This is a genomic window from Streptomyces sp. R28 (assembly GCF_041052385.1).
In the GTDB taxonomy this organism is placed as follows: domain Bacteria; phylum Actinomycetota; class Actinomycetes; order Streptomycetales; family Streptomycetaceae; genus Streptomyces.
Genome location: NZ_CP163439.1, coordinates 383,498 through 400,355, shown reverse-complemented (window position 1 = coordinate 400,355; position 16,858 = coordinate 383,498). Strand labels below are relative to the sequence as shown.

14 protein-coding genes and 2 pseudogenes are annotated in these 16,858 nt (G+C 70.1%); 10 read left to right on the top strand and 6 right to left on the bottom strand.

Annotated features, from left to right (window positions below):
* Positions 1-18 precede the first annotated feature (18 nt).
* The 4 genes from urtC to AB5J49_RS01735 all read right to left on the bottom strand — a co-directional run bounded on the left by urtC (position 19) and on the right by AB5J49_RS01735 (position 4,706).
* Entirely contained in the window at positions 19-1,107 is a 1,089-nt protein-coding gene (gene urtC / locus AB5J49_RS01750; protein WP_369166676.1) for an urea ABC transporter permease subunit UrtC, read from the bottom strand.
* Entirely contained in the window at positions 1,104-2,000 is an 897-nt protein-coding gene (urtB, locus tag AB5J49_RS01745; RefSeq protein ID WP_369166675.1) for an urea ABC transporter permease subunit UrtB, read from the bottom strand. Before urtB ends, urtC begins: the two co-directional genes overlap by 4 nt.
* 68 nt (positions 2,001-2,068) lie before the next feature.
* Positions 2,069-3,325 (bottom strand): urea ABC transporter substrate-binding protein, encoded by a 1,257-nt coding sequence (urtA, locus tag AB5J49_RS01740; RefSeq protein WP_369166674.1) that lies wholly within the window; start codon positions 3,323-3,325, stop codon positions 2,069-2,071.
* 268 nt (positions 3,326-3,593) lie between these two features.
* A complete protein-coding gene (locus AB5J49_RS01735) occupies positions 3,594-4,706 on the bottom strand; it encodes a substrate-binding domain-containing protein (RefSeq protein ID WP_369166673.1) in 1,113 nt (370 codons plus the stop codon).
* A 170-nt stretch (positions 4,707-4,876) separates the two neighbouring features.
* On the opposite strand from AB5J49_RS01735, the gene AB5J49_RS01730 reads away from it, so the two are divergent.
* The 9 genes from AB5J49_RS01730 to AB5J49_RS01690 all read left to right on the top strand — a co-directional run bounded on the left by AB5J49_RS01730 (position 4,877) and on the right by AB5J49_RS01690 (position 14,392).
* Positions 4,877-5,323 carry a MarR family winged helix-turn-helix transcriptional regulator gene (locus AB5J49_RS01730; RefSeq protein ID WP_369166672.1) on the top strand — a complete coding sequence of 149 codons (447 nt, stop codon included), beginning with the start codon at positions 4,877-4,879 and terminating at the stop codon, positions 5,321-5,323.
* Positions 5,324-5,463: 140 nt separating this feature from the next.
* The gene (locus tag AB5J49_RS01725) at positions 5,464-6,234 is read left to right on the top strand and encodes a GntR family transcriptional regulator (protein ID WP_369166671.1); all 771 of its coding nucleotides are present in this window, start codon (positions 5,464-5,466) and stop codon (positions 6,232-6,234) included.
* Between the two features lie 87 nt (positions 6,235-6,321).
* Complete coding sequence (locus tag AB5J49_RS01720; RefSeq protein ID WP_031480193.1) at positions 6,322-6,549, top strand: ferredoxin family protein; 228 nt, start codon at positions 6,322-6,324, stop codon at positions 6,547-6,549.
* A 14-nt stretch (positions 6,550-6,563) separates the two neighbouring features.
* Entirely contained in the window at positions 6,564-7,925 is a 1,362-nt protein-coding gene (locus AB5J49_RS01715) for an ABC transporter substrate-binding protein (RefSeq protein ID WP_369166670.1), read from the top strand.
* Positions 7,922-8,767: an ABC transporter permease gene (locus AB5J49_RS01710; protein WP_369166669.1), complete on the top strand. Its 846-nt coding sequence runs from the start codon at positions 7,922-7,924 to the stop codon at positions 8,765-8,767. The genes AB5J49_RS01715 and AB5J49_RS01710 overlap by 4 nt, the downstream gene beginning before the upstream one ends.
* Complete coding sequence (locus tag AB5J49_RS01705; RefSeq protein WP_369166668.1) at positions 8,764-9,558, top strand: ABC transporter ATP-binding protein; 795 nt, start codon at positions 8,764-8,766, stop codon at positions 9,556-9,558. The genes AB5J49_RS01710 and AB5J49_RS01705 overlap by 4 nt, the downstream gene beginning before the upstream one ends.
* A 142-nt stretch (positions 9,559-9,700) precedes the next feature.
* A complete protein-coding gene (locus AB5J49_RS01700; protein ID WP_369166667.1) occupies positions 9,701-12,496 on the top strand; it encodes a fumarate reductase/succinate dehydrogenase flavoprotein subunit in 2,796 nt (931 codons plus the stop codon).
* A gap of 241 nt (positions 12,497-12,737) precedes the next feature.
* Positions 12,738-13,448, top strand: coding sequence for a chitinase (locus AB5J49_RS01695; protein ID WP_369166666.1), 711 nt, complete (start codon positions 12,738-12,740; stop codon positions 13,446-13,448).
* A 38-nt stretch (positions 13,449-13,486) separates the two neighbouring features.
* Entirely contained in the window at positions 13,487-14,392 is a 906-nt protein-coding gene (locus tag AB5J49_RS01690; RefSeq protein WP_369166665.1) for an aldo/keto reductase, read from the top strand.
* A 22-nt stretch (positions 14,393-14,414) separates the two neighbouring features.
* Here AB5J49_RS01690 and AB5J49_RS01685 read toward each other — a convergent pair.
* Positions 14,415-15,104 (bottom strand): annotated as a pseudogene (locus AB5J49_RS01685) (endonuclease/exonuclease/phosphatase family protein); the annotation flags it as partial.
* Here AB5J49_RS01685 and AB5J49_RS01680 point away from each other — a divergent pair.
* Positions 15,096-15,338 (top strand): annotated as a pseudogene (locus tag AB5J49_RS01680) (IS5/IS1182 family transposase); the annotation flags it as partial. The pseudogenes AB5J49_RS01685 and AB5J49_RS01680 sit on opposite strands and share 9 nt — an antisense overlap.
* 226 nt (positions 15,339-15,564) lie before the next feature.
* On the opposite strand, the gene AB5J49_RS01675 reads toward AB5J49_RS01680, so the two are convergent.
* Complete coding sequence (locus tag AB5J49_RS01675; protein WP_369166664.1) at positions 15,565-16,569, bottom strand: esterase/lipase family protein; 1,005 nt, start codon at positions 16,567-16,569, stop codon at positions 15,565-15,567.
* Between the last annotated feature and the right edge of the window lie 289 nt (positions 16,570-16,858).

Here is a 16,858-nt window from a genome sequence, read left to right as displayed (position 1 = left end):
CTGCCTCTCCTACGCTGGTCATGCTGCCTCTCCTACGGGGATGACGGCCGCCTTCTGCTCGGCCGTGGCCCTGCGTCGCCGTACGATGCCCACCAGCGAGGCGAGACCGCCGGGCAGGAAGGCGAGCGCCACGATGAACAGCAGTCCCTGGAAGTAGGTCCAGGCCGCCGGGAACTCCTCCGACAGCGCCGTCTTCGCCCACGCCACCGCGACCGCGCCGAGCACCGCCCCGACCAGGCTGGCCCGGCCGCCCACAGCCGCGCCGATGACGAACTCGATCGACGGCACGATGCCGATCAGCGCCGGCGAGATGATGCCGACCGCCGGCACGAACAGCGCGCCCGCGAGGCCCGCCATGCCGGCCGCCACCACATACGCGACGAGCTTGACGTTCGCCGGGTCGTAGCCGAGGAAGCGCACCCGCTCCTCCGAGTCCCGTACGGCGACGAGGAGTTCGCCGTAGCGGCTGTGGATCAGCTGGCGGGCGAGGGCGATGAGCAGCAGCAGGGCGGCGGCGATGACGAAGTACACCATTCGCTGGTTGACCGGGTCGTCGAGGTCGTATCCGAAGAAGCCCTGGATGTCGGTGAGCCCGTTGGTGCCGCCGGTCGTGGCCTGCTGGCCGATCAGCCAGATGGCGAAGGCGGCGGCGAGCGCCTGGCTGAGGATCGCGAAGTACGCGCCCTTGACCCGGCGCCGGAAGATGAAGGAGCCGAGCACGGCGGCCACGGCCATCGGGAGCAGCACGGTCGCCGCGAGGGCGAACAGCGGATTCGCGAACGGCTGCCACCACCAGGGGAGTTCGGTGGCGGTGCCGTAGAGCTGCATGAAGTCGGGCAGGTTGCCGGGCCCCGCGTCGGCGATCTTCAGGTGCATCGCCATGGCGTAGCCGCCGAGCCCGAAGAACACGCCCTGACCGAGCGTCAGCAGACCGCCGCGGCCCCAGGCCAGACAGACACCGACCGCGACCATCGCGATGCACAGGTACTTGGCGAGCAGCCCGAGGCGGAAGTCGGACAGCAGCAGCGGGGCGAGGGCGAACAGCACGACGGCCGACCCCGCGAAACCGGCCGCGGCCCGGGCCGAGGGCCCTTTGAGCAGGTTCATACGAGACTCCTCGTCCGCAGCGTGTACAGCCCCTGGGGCCGCCACTGGAGGAACGCGACGATGCCGACCAGCACCAGTACCTTGGCGACGCTGACGGTGGTGGAGTACTCCAGCACCGACTGGAGCACGCCCAGCACGAAGGCGACGATGACCGTGCCCTTGAGCTGTCCGATGCCGCCGACCACGATCACCAGGAAGGCGTCGATGATCACGTTGGTGCCCATCGTCGGCCCGATCGGACCGACCAGCGTCAGCGCCACCCCGGCCACACCCGCGAGCCCGGAGCCGATGAAGAAGGCCGTACGGTCCACGGTCGACGTCGAGATGCCGGACACCTCCGCGAGGTCGCGGTTCTGCACCACGGCCCGGATCCGGCGGCCCAGCGGCGTCAGCCGCAACGTCAGCGACAGCGCGACGACCGCCGTGACCGCCAGCCCGAGTATGAACAGGCGGTTGTTGGCGACGGTCAGCGGATCGTCGCCGCCGAGGAGAGTGATGTTCCCGGTGAGGACGTCGGGCGCGCGCGTCTGCACGTTCGGTGCGCCGAAAATGTCCCGGGCGAGTTGCTGGAGCATCAGGGAGACGCCCCAGGTGACGAGAAGGGTGTCAAGTGGCCGTAGATACAGACGCCGTATCAGCAGCCATTCGAGAAGTGCGCCCAGAGCGCCCGAGACGAGAAATGCGACGGGGAGAGCGACCAGAAGTGAAATTCCGGCGCTAGAAATGGACTTCTGCAGGACGTACGTCGTGTAGGCGCCGGCCATGATGAACTCGCCGTGGGCCATGTTGATGACGTTCATCTGGCCGAAGGTGAGCGAGAGACCGAGCGCGATGAGCAGCAGAACGGCACCGATGCTGATGCCGGTGAAGGTCTGACCGAGGATCACGGTCATACGGCGGCTCCGGGGAGGCGGGGGAGCGGGGGCCGGGCTGGTGTGCCGGGCCCCCGCGTGACGAGCGGTCAGGACAGGCCGGAGGCCCAGGAGTAGCCCTTGAGGTAGGGGTCCGGCTTGATGGGCTTGCCGGAGTCCCACACCTGCTCGATCAGACCGTCGGAGCCGATCTTGCCGATCCGGGCGGTCTTGTAGATGTGCTGCGAGGCGCCGTCGATCGTGACCTTGCCCTCGGGTGCGTCGAAGGTGATGCCGTCCGAGGCGGCCTTCACCTTCTCCGGGTCGAAGGACTTCGCCTTCTCGACCATCGCCTTCCACAGGTAGACCGAGACGTACGCGGCCTCCATCGGGTCACTGGTCGGCTTGTCCTGGCCGTACTTGGCCTTGTACGCCTTCACGAACTTCTCGTTCGCGGCACCCGGCGTGGTCTGGTAGTAGTTCCAGGCCGTCAGCTGCCCGTCCAGGTACTGCGTGCCGATCGACTTGACCTCCTCCTCGGCGATCGACACCGAGACGACCGGCATGCTCTTCGCGCTCAGGCCGGCCGACTTGTACTCCTTGAAGAAGGCCACGTTCGAGTCGCCGTTGAGGGTGTTGAAGACCGCGTCCGCCTTGGACGCCTTCACCTTGTTGGCGATCGTGCTGAACTCCGTGGATCCCAGCGGCGCGTAGTCCTCGCCGAGGATCGTCATGCCGTTGGCCTTGGCGTACGCCCGGATCTCCTTGTTGGCGGTGCGCGGGAAGACGTAGTCGCTGCCGACCAGGTAGAGCTTCTTGAGGCCCTTGCTCTTGAGGTAGTCGAGGGCCGGGACGATCTGCTGGTTGGTGGTCGCGCCCGTGTAGAAGATGTACGGCGACTCCTCCAGCCCCTCGTACTGCACGGGGTAGAAGAGCAGCGACTTGTTCTTCTCGAACACCGGCTTGACGGCCTTGCGGCTGGCGGAGGTCCAGCAGCCGAAGGTGGCCGCGACGCCGTTCTCCTTGATGAGCTTGGTCGCCTTCTCGGCGAACGTCGGCCAGTCCGAGGCGCCGTCCTCGCTGATCGGCTTGATCTTCTTGCCGAGCACACCGCCGGAGGCGTTGATCTCGTCGATGGCGAGCGTCAGCGAGTTGCGTACCGTGACCTCGCTGATCGCCATCGTGCCGGACAGCGAGTTGAGCAGGCCGACCTTGACCGTGTCACCGCTGACGTCGATCTTCGCGGCCTTGTCGGACGAGCCCGCGGCGTCGGTCTTCGCGCCGCACGCCGAGAGCGCGACGACGGCGGCGAGCGCCGCGGTACCGGCCAGGAACCGGCGCCGGTGTATGTGGGGAACGCTGGACAATTGAACCTCCTTGTCCCCATGACGAGGACACCTGAAAAGGAAGGAATCAGCAGCCCTTCAGGGTCCCTGAAGTGCGGTCCACAGCCTCAAGTCACCCTGTTTCCACGGTGTTTCGAGATACTTTCCCAGCTGTATCTTCCGGCTCGCCGCAGGCAACGAAACGGGAAACAAAAAAGCCTCGGGACGAATTCCGTACCGGAATTCACAGTTCGCCCGAGGCATTCTAGATACTTCCTGTGGGAAGTATCTGGGTGTGGTGAGGTGCATGTCAAGGGTGAGCACCGTCGAGGTCGAGCTGGGTGAGCACGTCGAAGTCCACGCCGTCCGCCTGCGCGAGGTAGATGCGCTGCTTGACGTGGCTGTCCCTGAGCCGCAGCAACCCACGCGGTCCTTCGTACGACACCGACTCGGCGCTCGCGCCGCTCGCCGTCACGTCCAGCGTCCCGGCCCGGGCGATGAGCGCGGCGAGCAACAGCACGCCCTCGTAACACGATTCGCCGAGACTCCCGGGCGCCGGCGCCTCGATGCCGTACCGCCCGGCGTACCGGCCGTGGAAGTCGAGGGTGTCCTGGTTGGCGAGCGAGGCGAAGAACCCGGCGGTGCTGTAGAGACCGGCGGTCGCCGTGGGGCCGCTGGCCATCAGCATGTTCTCGTCCATGAGCGTGCTCAGGCGCAGGCACCGCTGGTCGAGGCCGGCCGCGGCGAACGCCCGGTTGAAGCGGACGGCGTCGTTGCCCACGAGAAGCATCAGGACGGCGTCGGCCTCGGACTGCTCGATCCGGCGCAGCACGTCGTCGAAGTCGTGGGTGCCGAGCGGCAGATAAGCCTGCCCGCAGATGCCGCCCCCCGACTCGTGCGCATACGTGCGCGCGGCCCGCGCGGTGCGCCGCGGCCACACATAGTCGTTGCCGACGACGAACCACCGGCGCACCTTGCGTTCCCCCGCCAGCAGCCGCATCGCGGGCCGCAGTTGATCGTCCGGTGTCTCACTGGTCAGGAAGACGCCCGTGGTGTGCTCGCCGCCCTCGTACAGCGCCGTGTACACATACGGCACCCGGTGCGCGATGCGCGGGGCCAGCGCCTGGCGCACCGAGGAGATGTGCCAGCCGGTGACACCCTGCACGACTCCCAGATCCACCAGCGCCTCGACCCGGTCGGCGATCTCACCGGGCTCGGCGGCGCCGTCCACCGGCAGCAGCCGCAGCTCCTTGCCCAGCACGCCGCCCGCGTGGTTGACCTCCTGGGCGGCGAGCTGAGCGCACAGCTCGCAGGTCGGGCCGAAGATGCCCGCGGCGCCTTGCATGGGGAACACGAGAGCGACGCTGAGCACGGAGTCGTCGACGGTGAACCAGTCGAGCGGATGGGGGTCGAGCTGGAACATGCGGTCATGATTCCGGGTCCGCACGGTGAACTCCAGTCCGTCTCGTGGGTCGGGCGGTGTGGAAGTAATGGGCGTCGACGGTCGGTTGTGGACACGCCGACGATGTGGCCGACCCAGGTGGGCAAGCGGCGCTTGTACGATTGACGGCACCCCGGGACCCAGGGAGCAGGATGTCCACCCCATCTCCACGTCAGCCCCAGGATCTGATGCAGTTGTTGACGCGCGCCGAACGACTGGCCGCGCGCCGGTTGCAGAGCGTGCTCGACGAGCACGGCTGCTCGCTCGACGCCTGGCGGGTGCTCTCCCTGCTCTCCGACGGCGAGGGCCACTACATGACGGCGGTGGCCGAAGCGGCCTTCCTGCCGCCGGCGACGCTCACCAAGCTGGTCGACCACCTCGTCGACCAGAACCTCGTGTACCGCCGCGTCGATCCGCTGGACCGGCGCCGCATCCTCGCCCACCTCACGCCGCGCGGCGAGACCTACTGGCGGCGGATCGGCCGCGAGGTCCGCGGGGGCCTGCCGGTGCTGAGCGAGGGCGACGAGGAACTGCTGCACGGTCTGCTCGCGCGACTGGTCGACACGCTGGAGCAAGCGCCGACGCAGAGCGCCACCTGACGTCGGCCGTGCGGCGGGCGTAGTGGCGAAACTGGTCTCATGTGCCAGAAAGTTGCAGGTCAGCGGCATGGTGAGGGTGACTCAGGTGGCGCAATGATTCAGCAACACCACTGAGCGGGCGGCGTCGGTATGGTCACCGCATGCCAGCCGAACGAACCCGCGAGCACACCGCGCCGCTCGCCGCCGCCCGCCGCCGACGGCTGCGTGCGGACCGGGCGCGGCAGCTCGCGGACCTGCTGCGGCACCTGGTGCTGACCGGGGGATTTCCCGGGGGCGCGCTGCCCCACGAGGACGTCCTCGCCGCCGACTACCAGGTGTCACGCAACACCGTCCGGCACGCACTGGACCTGCTGCGCGCCGAGCAGCTCGTGGAGCGGCTGCCCGGAGTCGGCACCGTCGTCGTAGCCGAGAAGTACTCGCACGGCCTCGACCGGCTGATGGGACTCGCGGAGACCCTGCGAGAACACGGCCGGGTCACCAACGAGGTACGCACCATGGGGCCCGTCGCCGCGCCCGCACCCGTGGCCGAGCGGCTGCGGCTGCCCACCGGCACCGACGTGCTCTACATCGAGCGGCTGCGCAAGCTGAACGGACTGCCGCTCTCCCTCGACCTCACCTACCTGCCCCTGGACATCGGCGGCGAGCTGATCGGCGCCGACCTGGAGAACACCGACGTCTTCCGGCTGCTGGAGCAGACCACCGGGCAGCCGCTCGGGCACGCGGAGATCACCCTGGAGGCCGTCAACGCCGACGCGCACTCCGCCACCGTGCTCCAGGCACCGCGCGGCACCGCCGTACTGATGCTGGAGCGCCTCACCCACCTGTGTGACGGCAGGCCCGTGGATCTGGAGTTCATCCGGTTCCGCGGGGACCGGATCGCGATGAGCGGACTGCTGCGCCGCTCCGTCTGAACGCCCGGCAGGCGTCACCTGACCCCACGCAGCACCGCTCACCCTTCGTAGCACCTCACCCTTCGCAGTACCTCACTGGAGACAGCCATGCCCTTGGTGCCCCAGCGGGCCGACGTGCCCGTGACCGTCGACGAGTCGAAGTGCATCGACGGCTGCACGCTCTGTGTCGACATGTGTCCGCTGGACTCCCTGGCGATCAACCCGGACAGCGGCAAGGCGTACATGCACGTCGACGAGTGCTGGTACTGCGGCCCCTGCGCCGCCCGCTGCCCCACCGGGGCCGTCACGGTCAACATGCCCTACCTGCTGCGGTGAAAGGCCCACTCCCGATGACACGTAAACGCACCACTCCTGCCGTCCTGCTCGCGACCGCCCTGGTCAGCACGCTCGTCACCGGCTGCGGCGGCGACGCGTCGGCAGGCGACGGCACGCACGTCACCGTCACCGTGGGCTACCAGTCCAAGACCATCAACACCGTCACCGCCGGCACCCTGCTGCGCTCGCTCGGCTACTTCGAGCGCGCGCTCGCCGCGCAGGGCGAACGGGACGGTGTCTCCTACAAGGTCGAGTGGCAGGACTACGCCACGGGCGCGCCCATCACGGCGCAGATGACGGCGGGGAAGATCGACATCGGGTCGATGGGTGACTTCCCGCTGCTCATCAACGCCGCCCGCGGCAAGCAGCTGAACCGCCCGACCCGGCTCGTGTCGGTCACCGGCTACAACCTGCGCGGCGCCCTCAACACCGTGGTGACGGCGCCGCAGTCGAAGCTCGGCTCGCTGAAGGACCTGCGGGGCAAGAAGGTGTCCACCAGCGTCGGATCCGCGGCGGACGGGACTCTCGTACGGGCGCTGCAGCGCGCCGGGCTCGACCCGGTGAAGGACGTCAGGAAGCTCAACCAGCAGCCAGCGGTGGGTGCTTCGGCTCTCCAGGCGGGCAGCGCGGACGCCCTGTCGCAGTTCGTCGCCTGGCCGGGGCTGCTCGTCTTCCAGGACAAGGCGAAGGCGCTGTACGACGGTGCGGAACTGAACCTGCCCACCTTCCACGGAGTGACGGTCCGCGAGGACTTCGCCGAGCAGCGGCCGAAGGTGCTCGACGCCTTCCTCACCGCGCAGATCGAGGCGACCCGCTACCTGAACGAACACCCCGTGCAGGCCGCCGAGAAGGTCGCCAAGGCCACCGGACTGCCCCCGGAGGTCGTCTACCTCTACAACGGCAGCGGCGGCATCGCCACCTTCGACCCGGCCCTCAAGCCACAGCTCGTCTCCGCGCTGAAGAAGGACGTCTCGGTGCTGCGCACGGCGGAACTCGTCGACGACGTCGACGTGGACGCGTTCGTCGACGACGGCCCGATCAAGCGCGTGTACGGGAAGGAGTACGCCGAGCGGCTCGCCGCCACCCCCGGGGCCTCGCGCAGCGAGGTGTGGCTCACCGGTGAGGACCGCACCCGCCCCTTCGAGTCGCCCACCGCACTGCTGACCTTCGTCGCCGGACACAAGAACCAGGTACGGGCCGCATACGTCCCGGACGCCACCACCGGCACCCGCTGGTTCGCGGACCGGGCCGTCTGGGTGCAGGACGGCAAGGAACTGCATCCCTTCGTCACCGCCTCCGCCGCCCGCGCGTACACCCAGGCGCACCCCGGCGCCCGTACCGTCTCCTACGCCACCGCACTGGAGCACGCGTCATGACCACGGTGACCGCCCCGGCGGCCACGAAGGCGTCCGCGCGGCCGGCACCCGCTCGGCGCGCGGCCCGCCTGCGGCCCGTCGTACGCGCCCTGTCACTGCTCGCGGCGCTCGGACTGTGGCAGCTGCTCACCACCCTCGACGTCCAACTGTGGCTGCGCTTCGACCAGTTCCCGTCCGTCACCGACGTGGCCCGTGAGTTCGGGCAGCGACTCGGTGACGGCGCGTACTGGCACGACGTGACCGACAGTCTGCGCAGGATCGTCACCGGCTTCCTGCTCGCGGCGGTGCTCGGCGTCGCGGCGGGCGTGGCCGTCGGCCGCTCCCGCTGGGCCGCCGATCTGATCGGGCCGGTGCTGGAGGTGCTGCGGCCCGTCCCCGCCATCGCACTGGTGCCGGTGGCGATCCTGCTCTTCCCCAGCAACGAGCAGGGCATCGTCTTCATCACCTGCACCGCCGCCTTCTTCCCGGTGCTGGTCGCCACCCGGCACGCGGTGCGCGCACTGGCACCGGTGTGGGAGGAGGCAGTGCTCACCATGGGCGGCGGACGGTGGCGGGTGCTCTCCTCGGTGGTGCTCCCCGGCGCGCTGCCCGGGATCTTCGGCGGGCTGTCGGTCGGGATCGGCGTCGCGTGGATCTGTGTGATCTCCGCGGAGATGATCTCCGGCGAGTACGGAATCGGCTACCGCACCTGGCAGGACTACACCGTCATCGACTACCCGGGCGTGTTCACCGGCATCGTCAGCATCGGCCTGCTGGGCTGGCTCACCTCCACCGTGGTGGAGTTCCTCGGACGCCGGCTGACGCACTGGCTGCCGCGGCGCGAGGGGAGTGCCACGTCATGAGCACCGAAACGGACATCCCCACCACCGCCTCACGGACCGACCTGCCCGCCCCCGGGGCACGGATCGGCCTCAGTGATGCGGGACTCGGACGGCCGGGCGCCGCCGTGCTGCACGGGGTGGATCTCGAAGCCGCCCCCGGCGAGCTCCTGACCGTCGTCGGCCCCTCCGGATGCGGCAAGTCGACCCTGCTGCGGACACTGGCCGGGCTGCTGCCCGCGCTCGCCGGACAGGTCACCCAGGACGGGCAGCCCCTCACGGGCCCCGGCGCGGACCGGGCACTGGTCTTCCAGGAGGACGCGCTGCTGCCGTGGCGCACGGCCCGCGCCAACGTCGAACTGCCGCTGGCCATCAGGGGGCTGGGCCGCGCCGAGCGCAGGGCCAGGGCCGAGCAGTGGCTGGAACGGGTCGGACTGGCCGGCCTGGAGCGCCAGTTGCCGCACCGCCTCTCCGGAGGCCAGCGGCAGCGGATCCAGCTCGCCCGTGCCCTCGCCGGGCAGCCCCGGGCCGTCCTGATGGACGAGCCGTTCGGCGCCCTGGACGCCCAGACCCGGGCCGGCATGCAGCAGTTGCTGGTGGAGGTGCTGCGCGGGACAGGCGCCACCGTCGTCTTCGTCACCCACGACGTGGACGAGGCCCTGTTCCTCGGCGACCGGGTCGCCCTGCTCGGCGCGGGCGGCCTCACCGGCATCCGAACGGTGCCGCACCCCCGCGACCGCGACGCCCGCACCGACCCCGCGACCGTCGCCCTGCGCCACGACATCCTCGAATCCCTCGGCCCCCGCACGTCCTGAGAGCCGCTCGGCCCTGGCACAGCCCGAGTCCCATGAGGCCAGTTCCATGTGCCCGAGCCCCGGGCCGTACGACCGAGCCTCTCCGGCCCGTACCTCCAAGCATCCCTCGGCCGCCCCGCCCGCCCTGAAAGGCACCCCTGCCATGACCCCCGCGCTCCTGACGCAGATCCCCGACCTCGACTCGGCCGAGGAGCTGAGCTGCGACGTCCTGGTGATCGGCGGCGGCACCGCCGGCACCATGGCGGCGCTGACCGCCGCCGAGCGCGGTGCCTCCGTGCTGCTGCTGGAGAAGGCCCACGTACGGCACTCCGGGGCGCTCGCCATGGGCATGGACGGTGTCAACAACGCCGTCATCCCCGGCCGCGCCGAGCCCGACGACTACGTCGCCGAGATCACCCGCGCCAACGACGGCATCGTCGACCAGTCGACGGTCCGTCAGACGGCCACCCGGGGCTTCGGCATGGTGCAGCGCCTGGAGTCGTACGGGGTGAAGTTCGAGAAGGACGAGCACGGCGAGTACGCGGTCCGCCAGGTGCACCGCTCGGGCTCGTACGTGCTGCCGATGCCCGAGGGCAAGGACGTCAAGAAGGTCCTCTACCGGCAGTTGCGCAGGCGGGAGATGCGCGAGCGGATCCGTATCGAGAACCGGCTGATGCCGGTGCGGGTCCTGACGGCGGGCGGCAGGGCGGTCGGTGCCGCCGCCTTCCACACCCGAACGGGCGCCTTCGTCGCCGTACGGGCGGGCGCGGTGATCCTGGCGACCGGTGCCTGCGGCCGGCTGGGGCTCCCCGCGAGCGGCTATCTGTACGGCACGTACGAGAACCCGACCAACGCGGGCGACGGCTACGCGATGGCGTACCACGCGGGTGCCGAACTCACCGGCATCGAGTGCTTCCAGATCAACCCGCTCATCAAGGACTACAACGGCCCGGCCTGCGCCTATGTCGCCAATCCGTTCGGCGGCTACCAGGTCAACCGGCACGGGCAGCGGTTCGTCGACTCCGACTACTGGTCCGGGCAGATGATGGCGGAGTTCGCCGCCGAGGTCGCCTCCGACCGCGGCCCGGTCTACCTCAAGCTCAGCCATCTGCCCGAGGAGTCCATCTCGGCCCTGGAGTCCATCCTGCACACCACCGAGCGCCCCACCCGCGGCACCTTCCACTCCGGTCGCGGCCACGACTACCGCACCCACGACGTGGAGATGCACATCTCCGAGATCGGCCTGTGCGGCGGGCACTCCGCCTCGGGGGTACGGGTCGACGACCACGCCCGCACCACCGTCCCCGGCCTGTACGCGGCGGGCGACCTGGCCTGCGTCCCGCACAACTACATGATCGGGGCGTTCGTCTTCGGCGACCTGGCGGGCGAGGACGCCGCGCAGTACCGGGCGTACGAGGGCGAGTTGCCGCGCGACCAGCTCGTAGCCGCCCACGAGCTGATCTACCAGCCGCTGCGCAACCCCGACGGCCCCACGCAACCCCAGGTCGAGTACAAGCTGCGCCGCTTCGTCAACGACTACGTCGCCCCGCCCAAGACCGGCGCCCGGCTCTCCCTGGCGCTGGAGCACTTCGAGCGGATGCGGGACGAGATCGCCGGCATGGGGGCGCGGACCGCGCACGAACTGATGCGGTGCGCCGAGGTCACGTTCATCCGTGACTGCGCGGAGATGGCGGCCCGGTCGTCCCTCGCCCGCACCGAGTCCCGCTGGGGTCTGTACCACGAGCGCCTCGACCACCCCCAGCGGGACGACTCGACCTGGCTGCACCATCTCGACCTGCGCAAGGGCCCGACCGGGGCGATGGAGTTCACGGCGCGCCCCGTCGACCCCTACCTCGTCCCCGTACCCGAGTTCACCCCCACCGGCGGGCCCGCCCGCCACCTGGGCGAGGTGCATCCGCTGCCGACGGCCACGGCCACGGCCGGGCGCCGGGAGGCACCGCCGGCGGGGGCCGCCGCGGAGCCGGGCGGTGCGGACCCGGGCGGTGCGGCCGAGTCCACGGGCCCGACGCACGGAGCCTCGGAAGCCACCCGGGAGCGGCTCCTCGAACTCGTCGCGCTCACCGAGGAAGAACCCGACCTCCAGGCCCTGGAGCCCTACCTGAAGGACCCGGACGCCGCCGTACGTCTCGCTGCCGTGAAGGCAATGACCGAGACGGCCCCGCCCGGCACGGGCCCCGCACTGGCCTCCGCCCTGACCGACGGCGACGGACAGGTGCGGGCCGCGGCCGCTGCCTCGCTGCGCGAGCTGGCCGAAGTCCTCACGGCGGAGCCGGAGTTGCGCGCCCCGCTGGTAGCCGCCCTGACGGCAGCGGATCCTACGGCCCGTAGCGCGGCCCTGGACGTGCTGCGCGCCCTGCGCCTCGGGGACTCCGCACTGTTCGCCGGGCGCTTGGCCGACCCGGACGTCGAGGTGCGCCTGGCCGCCGTACGCGCCCTGGTCTCGGTGGACGCCGTCGACGCCCTGTCGGAAGGGGCGGGGGACGCGGCGCGCGAAGTACGGGTCGCCGTGGCGCGCGGGTTCGCCGCCCTGGCCGCGCACCTCGAACGGGACCGTACGGCCGAGGCGGACGAAGGCACGCCGACCGCCCTGCACCGCCTGATCGGCGATCCCGACGTCCTGGTGCGTGCCGCGGCCCTGGAATCCCTGGGTGTCCTCGGCGTCCCCGACGCCCTCCTCACCACCGTGACGGCGGCGCTCGCCGACCCGGCCTGGCAAGTCCGCGCGGGCGCCGCGACCGCCCTCGGCGGGGCCGCACCGGACCACGGCGTGCCCGCCCTCGCCGAAGTGCTGCGGGACACCGACGCCGATGTGCGCAAGGCAGCCGTACTCGCTCTGTTGCGCCACACCGCGCACGACGGCGCCCGCACCGCACTGGCCACCGCGGTGCACGACCCAGACGCCGATGTCCGCGCGTACGCGGGCCGAGCAGGGCGATGACCGGCGCCTTGTGAACTCCCTCAGTCAACTCCCATGGATGGTCAACTCCCTCAGCCAACTTTCCGAGTTGATTAGTCCGGACCATTGACTGGTACAGACCAAAGCGGTTGAGTGTGTCTTCACACCCCCCACCACGGCCGCCCCCACGCCGTGGCCGACACGGTCGGCGCGTGCGCGGCAAGGCTCTGCTTCGCCCTGCCCTTGTCCGGGTGCGGCCGTGCTCCGCAAAGGAGTTGATCCCGTGTCGAGGCGCCGCATAGCCGCACTTCTGTCCTCACTCGCCCTGGGCAGCGCCGCGCTGCTGCTCCAGCCGGCCCCGAGCGCGTCCGCCGCCGGTTTCGTGGTGAGCGAGTCGCAGTTCAACCAGATGTTCCCGAACCGGAATTCGTTCTACACGTACAGCGGTCTCACCGCTGCCCTCAGCGCCTACCCCGGCTTCGCCAACACCGGCAGCGACACGGTGAAGAAGCAGGAGGCGGCCGCCTTCCTCGCCAACGTCAACCACGAGACCGGCGGCCTGGTCCACATCGTCGAGCAGAACCAGGCCAACTACCCCCACTACTGTGACTGGAGCCAGCCGTACGGCTGCCCCGCCGGCCAGGCCGCCTACTACGGTCGCGGCCCCATCCAGCTCAGCTGGAACTTCAACTACAAGGCAGCCGGCGACGCCCTCGGCATCGATCTGCTCAACAACCCCTGGCGGGTGCAGAACGAGGCGGCCGTCGCCTGGAAGACCGGCCTGTGGTACTGGAACACCCAGAACGGCCCCGGCACCATGACCCCCCACAACGCCATGGTCAACCAGGCCGGCTTCGGCCAGACGATCCGCAGCATCAACGGCTCCCTGGAGTGCGACGGCAAGAACCCGGCGCAGGTGCAGAGCCGCGTCAGCGCCTATCAGCAGTTCACACAGATCCTCGGGGTCTCCCCGGGCGGCAACCTGTACTGCTGACGCCCCCCGGTGCCCGAGGCGTGTGCGAGACTCCGCCGATGACCTCCGAAACGATCACCGCGGACGCCGCGGGCACCTGGAAACTCGGCGACCTGTCCGTGAGCCGCGTCGGCTTCGGCGCGATGCGGCTGACGGGCAGTGCCGCCTTCCACCACGGGACGCCGAGCGACCGGGGCCGCTCGATCGCCGTACTGCGCAAGGCCGTCGAGCTCGGCGTCACCCACATCGACACGGCCGCCTTCTACTTCTCCGCGCTCCGCTCGGCCAACGAACTCATCAACACCGCGCTGGCGCCGTACCCCGACGACCTGGTCATCGCCACCAAGGTCGGCCCCTACCGCGACTACCACGGGGAGTGGGGCACATCGGCCCGCCCCGACCAACTGCGCGGCCACGTCGAGGAGAACCTGCGCCAGCTCGGCCGCGACCACCTGGACCTCGTATACCTGCGCCGCATGGGACAGGACTCCGTCGCCGAGCACTTCGGCGCGCTGGCCGAGCTGCGTGATGCGGGCCTGATCCGGCACCTCGGCATCTCCGCCGTGGAGCCCCGGCACCTCGCCGAGGCCCAGGCCGTCGCACCCGTGGTCTGCGTACAGAACCGGTACGCGCTCGACCGGCCCGACCCCGAGGCCGACGAACTCCTGCGCCTGTGCGGCGAGCAGGGCATCGCCTTCGTGCCGTTCTACGCTGTGGCCGGCGACACGGGGGAGCGGGGCGCGACCGCCGCCCACGACGACGAGGTGCTCGCCGTGGCGCGGGCCCACGACGCGAGCCCCGCCCAGGTGCGCATCGCCTGGACCCTGCACCAGGGGCCGCACCTCCTCGCCATCCCCGGCACCGGCAACCCCGACCACCTGGTCGAGAACGTGGCCGCGGGCGCCCTCCGCCTCACCGACGACGAGCTGGCCCGGCTCAACGCGGCGCGACAGCAGACCGGTTGAGCCGCAGCCATCGGCTCATCGCTCAGCCCGCGTACCCGATCAACGGATAGTGGTCCGAGAGATTCGCGTACGTGAAGTCGGTGCCCCAGCTCGTCACCGTCCAGGGCGCGCTCTGCTCCTTGACGGCCTCGTTCTTCCAGAGCGTGGGACGGGCGTGACCCGCGCGGTGCAGGACGTGGTCCAGGTCCTCGCGCGGGTCGTCGGGGTAGCGGTCGCGGGCGATGGAGTTGTCCCGCGTGTCGAAGGAGTACGGGTGCCCGGTACGCGCGTCGGCGCCCACCAGACTTGCGTCGGCGAGCATCGAGGCGTACTCGGCGGTGCGCGAGTCGACGTTCAAGTCCCCGGCGACCAGGACCTGTTCACTCGCGGGGATGTTCTTGGCGTCCAGGAACGCGTCGATCGCCTTGAACTGCCGGCTGCGCATCGCGGCGGCCTCACCGGCGGCACAGCCCGGGTCGGTCGACTGGGCGTGCGTGCCGACGACATGCACCTTGGCGCCGTTCACGTTCAACACCACATACGCGAAACCCTTGTTGGACCACCAGTCCGCCCCGCACGCGTCCTTGAACACGTACTGCTCCTTGCGTAGCACCGGCCACTTGCTGAGGACCGTGACCCCACCGTCCTCGGGCGTCGTCGCCGAGTACGCCACGCCGGTCGCGTCCCACCCGTCCCTGCTCCGCCCCACCACTGGCGTCTGGTACGGATACTCGCCCACACCATCCCCGAACGCCGTGACCAGCAGGTCCATCGCCAACGCCGTGGCTGTAGCGGTGGCAGGCCCATCGGTATTGACCCGGCACGCTATGCCCGTAGGAACGAGGTCGAGCGCCTGATCAACCGGTTGAAGACCTACCGAGCCGTCGCCACGCGCTTTGACAAGAGGGCGTACGTCTTCCACGGCACCGTGTCCGTTGCTGTTGTACGTCTCTGGCTCCGCTCATGACACGCCGGACAGCCACTGGTCGCAGCCCCGCCGACTGAGGCCGAGGATGTTCTCCACCGTCGTCCCGCTCGTCCCCACCGTGCCACCCGCCGCTACCTGCACCTGGAGGACCCGGCGGTCGTGCCACACCGTGTCGGTAGCATCAACTGCCGCGGTGGGGCCTGGTGTTTGACGGGCCCCACCGAGAAGACCTGCAGCGTGTCTGCTGGCCTTCGACCGATCGGCGTCAGACGGGAAGCGGCATCAGGGCGCAGCGCACCGGCGCCGCGTGGGCGGGGTCGAGGGCGCTGAGGACCAGTTGGTACACGTTGGGGTCGTAGGAGCTGCCCAGGTGGCCGGTCAGGTCGAGCGGGCACACGTTCTGCAGCAGGATGTTGTGCACGGTGGCTCCGGGGCCGGCGGTGAGGTACTGGTTGGTGTACGGGGTGACGATGATGTCGGTCTTGGTGATGATGTTGGTGTAGGTGACGCCGGGTTCGGTGTCGCCTTTGGCGTACAGCTGCTGGAGTACCGGGGAGCCGACTGTCTGGTCCTTGGCCGCGGGGCTGTCGTAGCCGAGCGGCTTGCCGAGGTGGCCGAGCACGTCCAGTACTCCGTCGACGAGGTGGATCAGGCCGAGCATGGTGGTGCCGTGGCTGCTGGGGTTGATGCCCACCAGCTGGTGCACCTTCTTGGCGCCGCCGTTGAAGCGCAGGTACCACTGGGGCATCAGTCCGCCGCCTTGGGAGTGGCCGACCAGGTCGACCTTCTTCGCGCCGGTGGCGGCCAGCACCTTGTCGACGTAGGCGGCCAGTTGTTTGGCCGAGGCGGGGACCGGGCCGACTGCCTTGGCCAGGGCGTGGGGTTTGACCTCACCGTAGTTGAGGGCGAAGACGCAGTAGCCGGCGTTCTTCAGCACGGGGGCGAGCCCGCTCCAGTCGGTGTAGGCGTTGACGAAGGTGCCGTGGACCAGCACCACCGGGTAGGGGTGGGCGGCCGAGGGCTTGCAGGTGAAGTCGTTGGTCCCGGCCGGGGAGCGGTCGGGGTCGGGTACCGAGCCGAGCAAGGCCAGGCTGGCACTGGCCCCGCCCAGGTCGCCCGGGCCGCCCAGCGTTGTAGCCGATTGCGCAGACGAAGGAGCGCCGGTGGCGGCAGGGTGGGGCGTGGGGGGCGAGGCGGAGGCGGGGACGGCGGCGGTCAGGCAGGCCGCCGTGGCGAGAGCTGTGGCTGCGGCCTTGAGGAATCGGCGCATCGGGGCGCGGACCTCCTGGTGAGGGGTCGTCGGGGCATGGAGCGACCCCAGACTCGACACCCTCCGCGCCACGATCGCGCAGGGCGCACTGAGTGCACCCCGTTCAGAGCACACGCGGTCACCCGGGAGGGCGGATGCGCTCCGCTACCGGAGGCAGCATGTCCAGCCGTGCCGGGCCTCGATGCCACCTGGTTGATTTGGGTGGTCCTGTTCAACTTGCCGACGGTTCAAGCCTGTTACTTTCTTCGTGGCTCCGCGCCTATGTGGGTCGTTGCTGTGGACAGTGGGC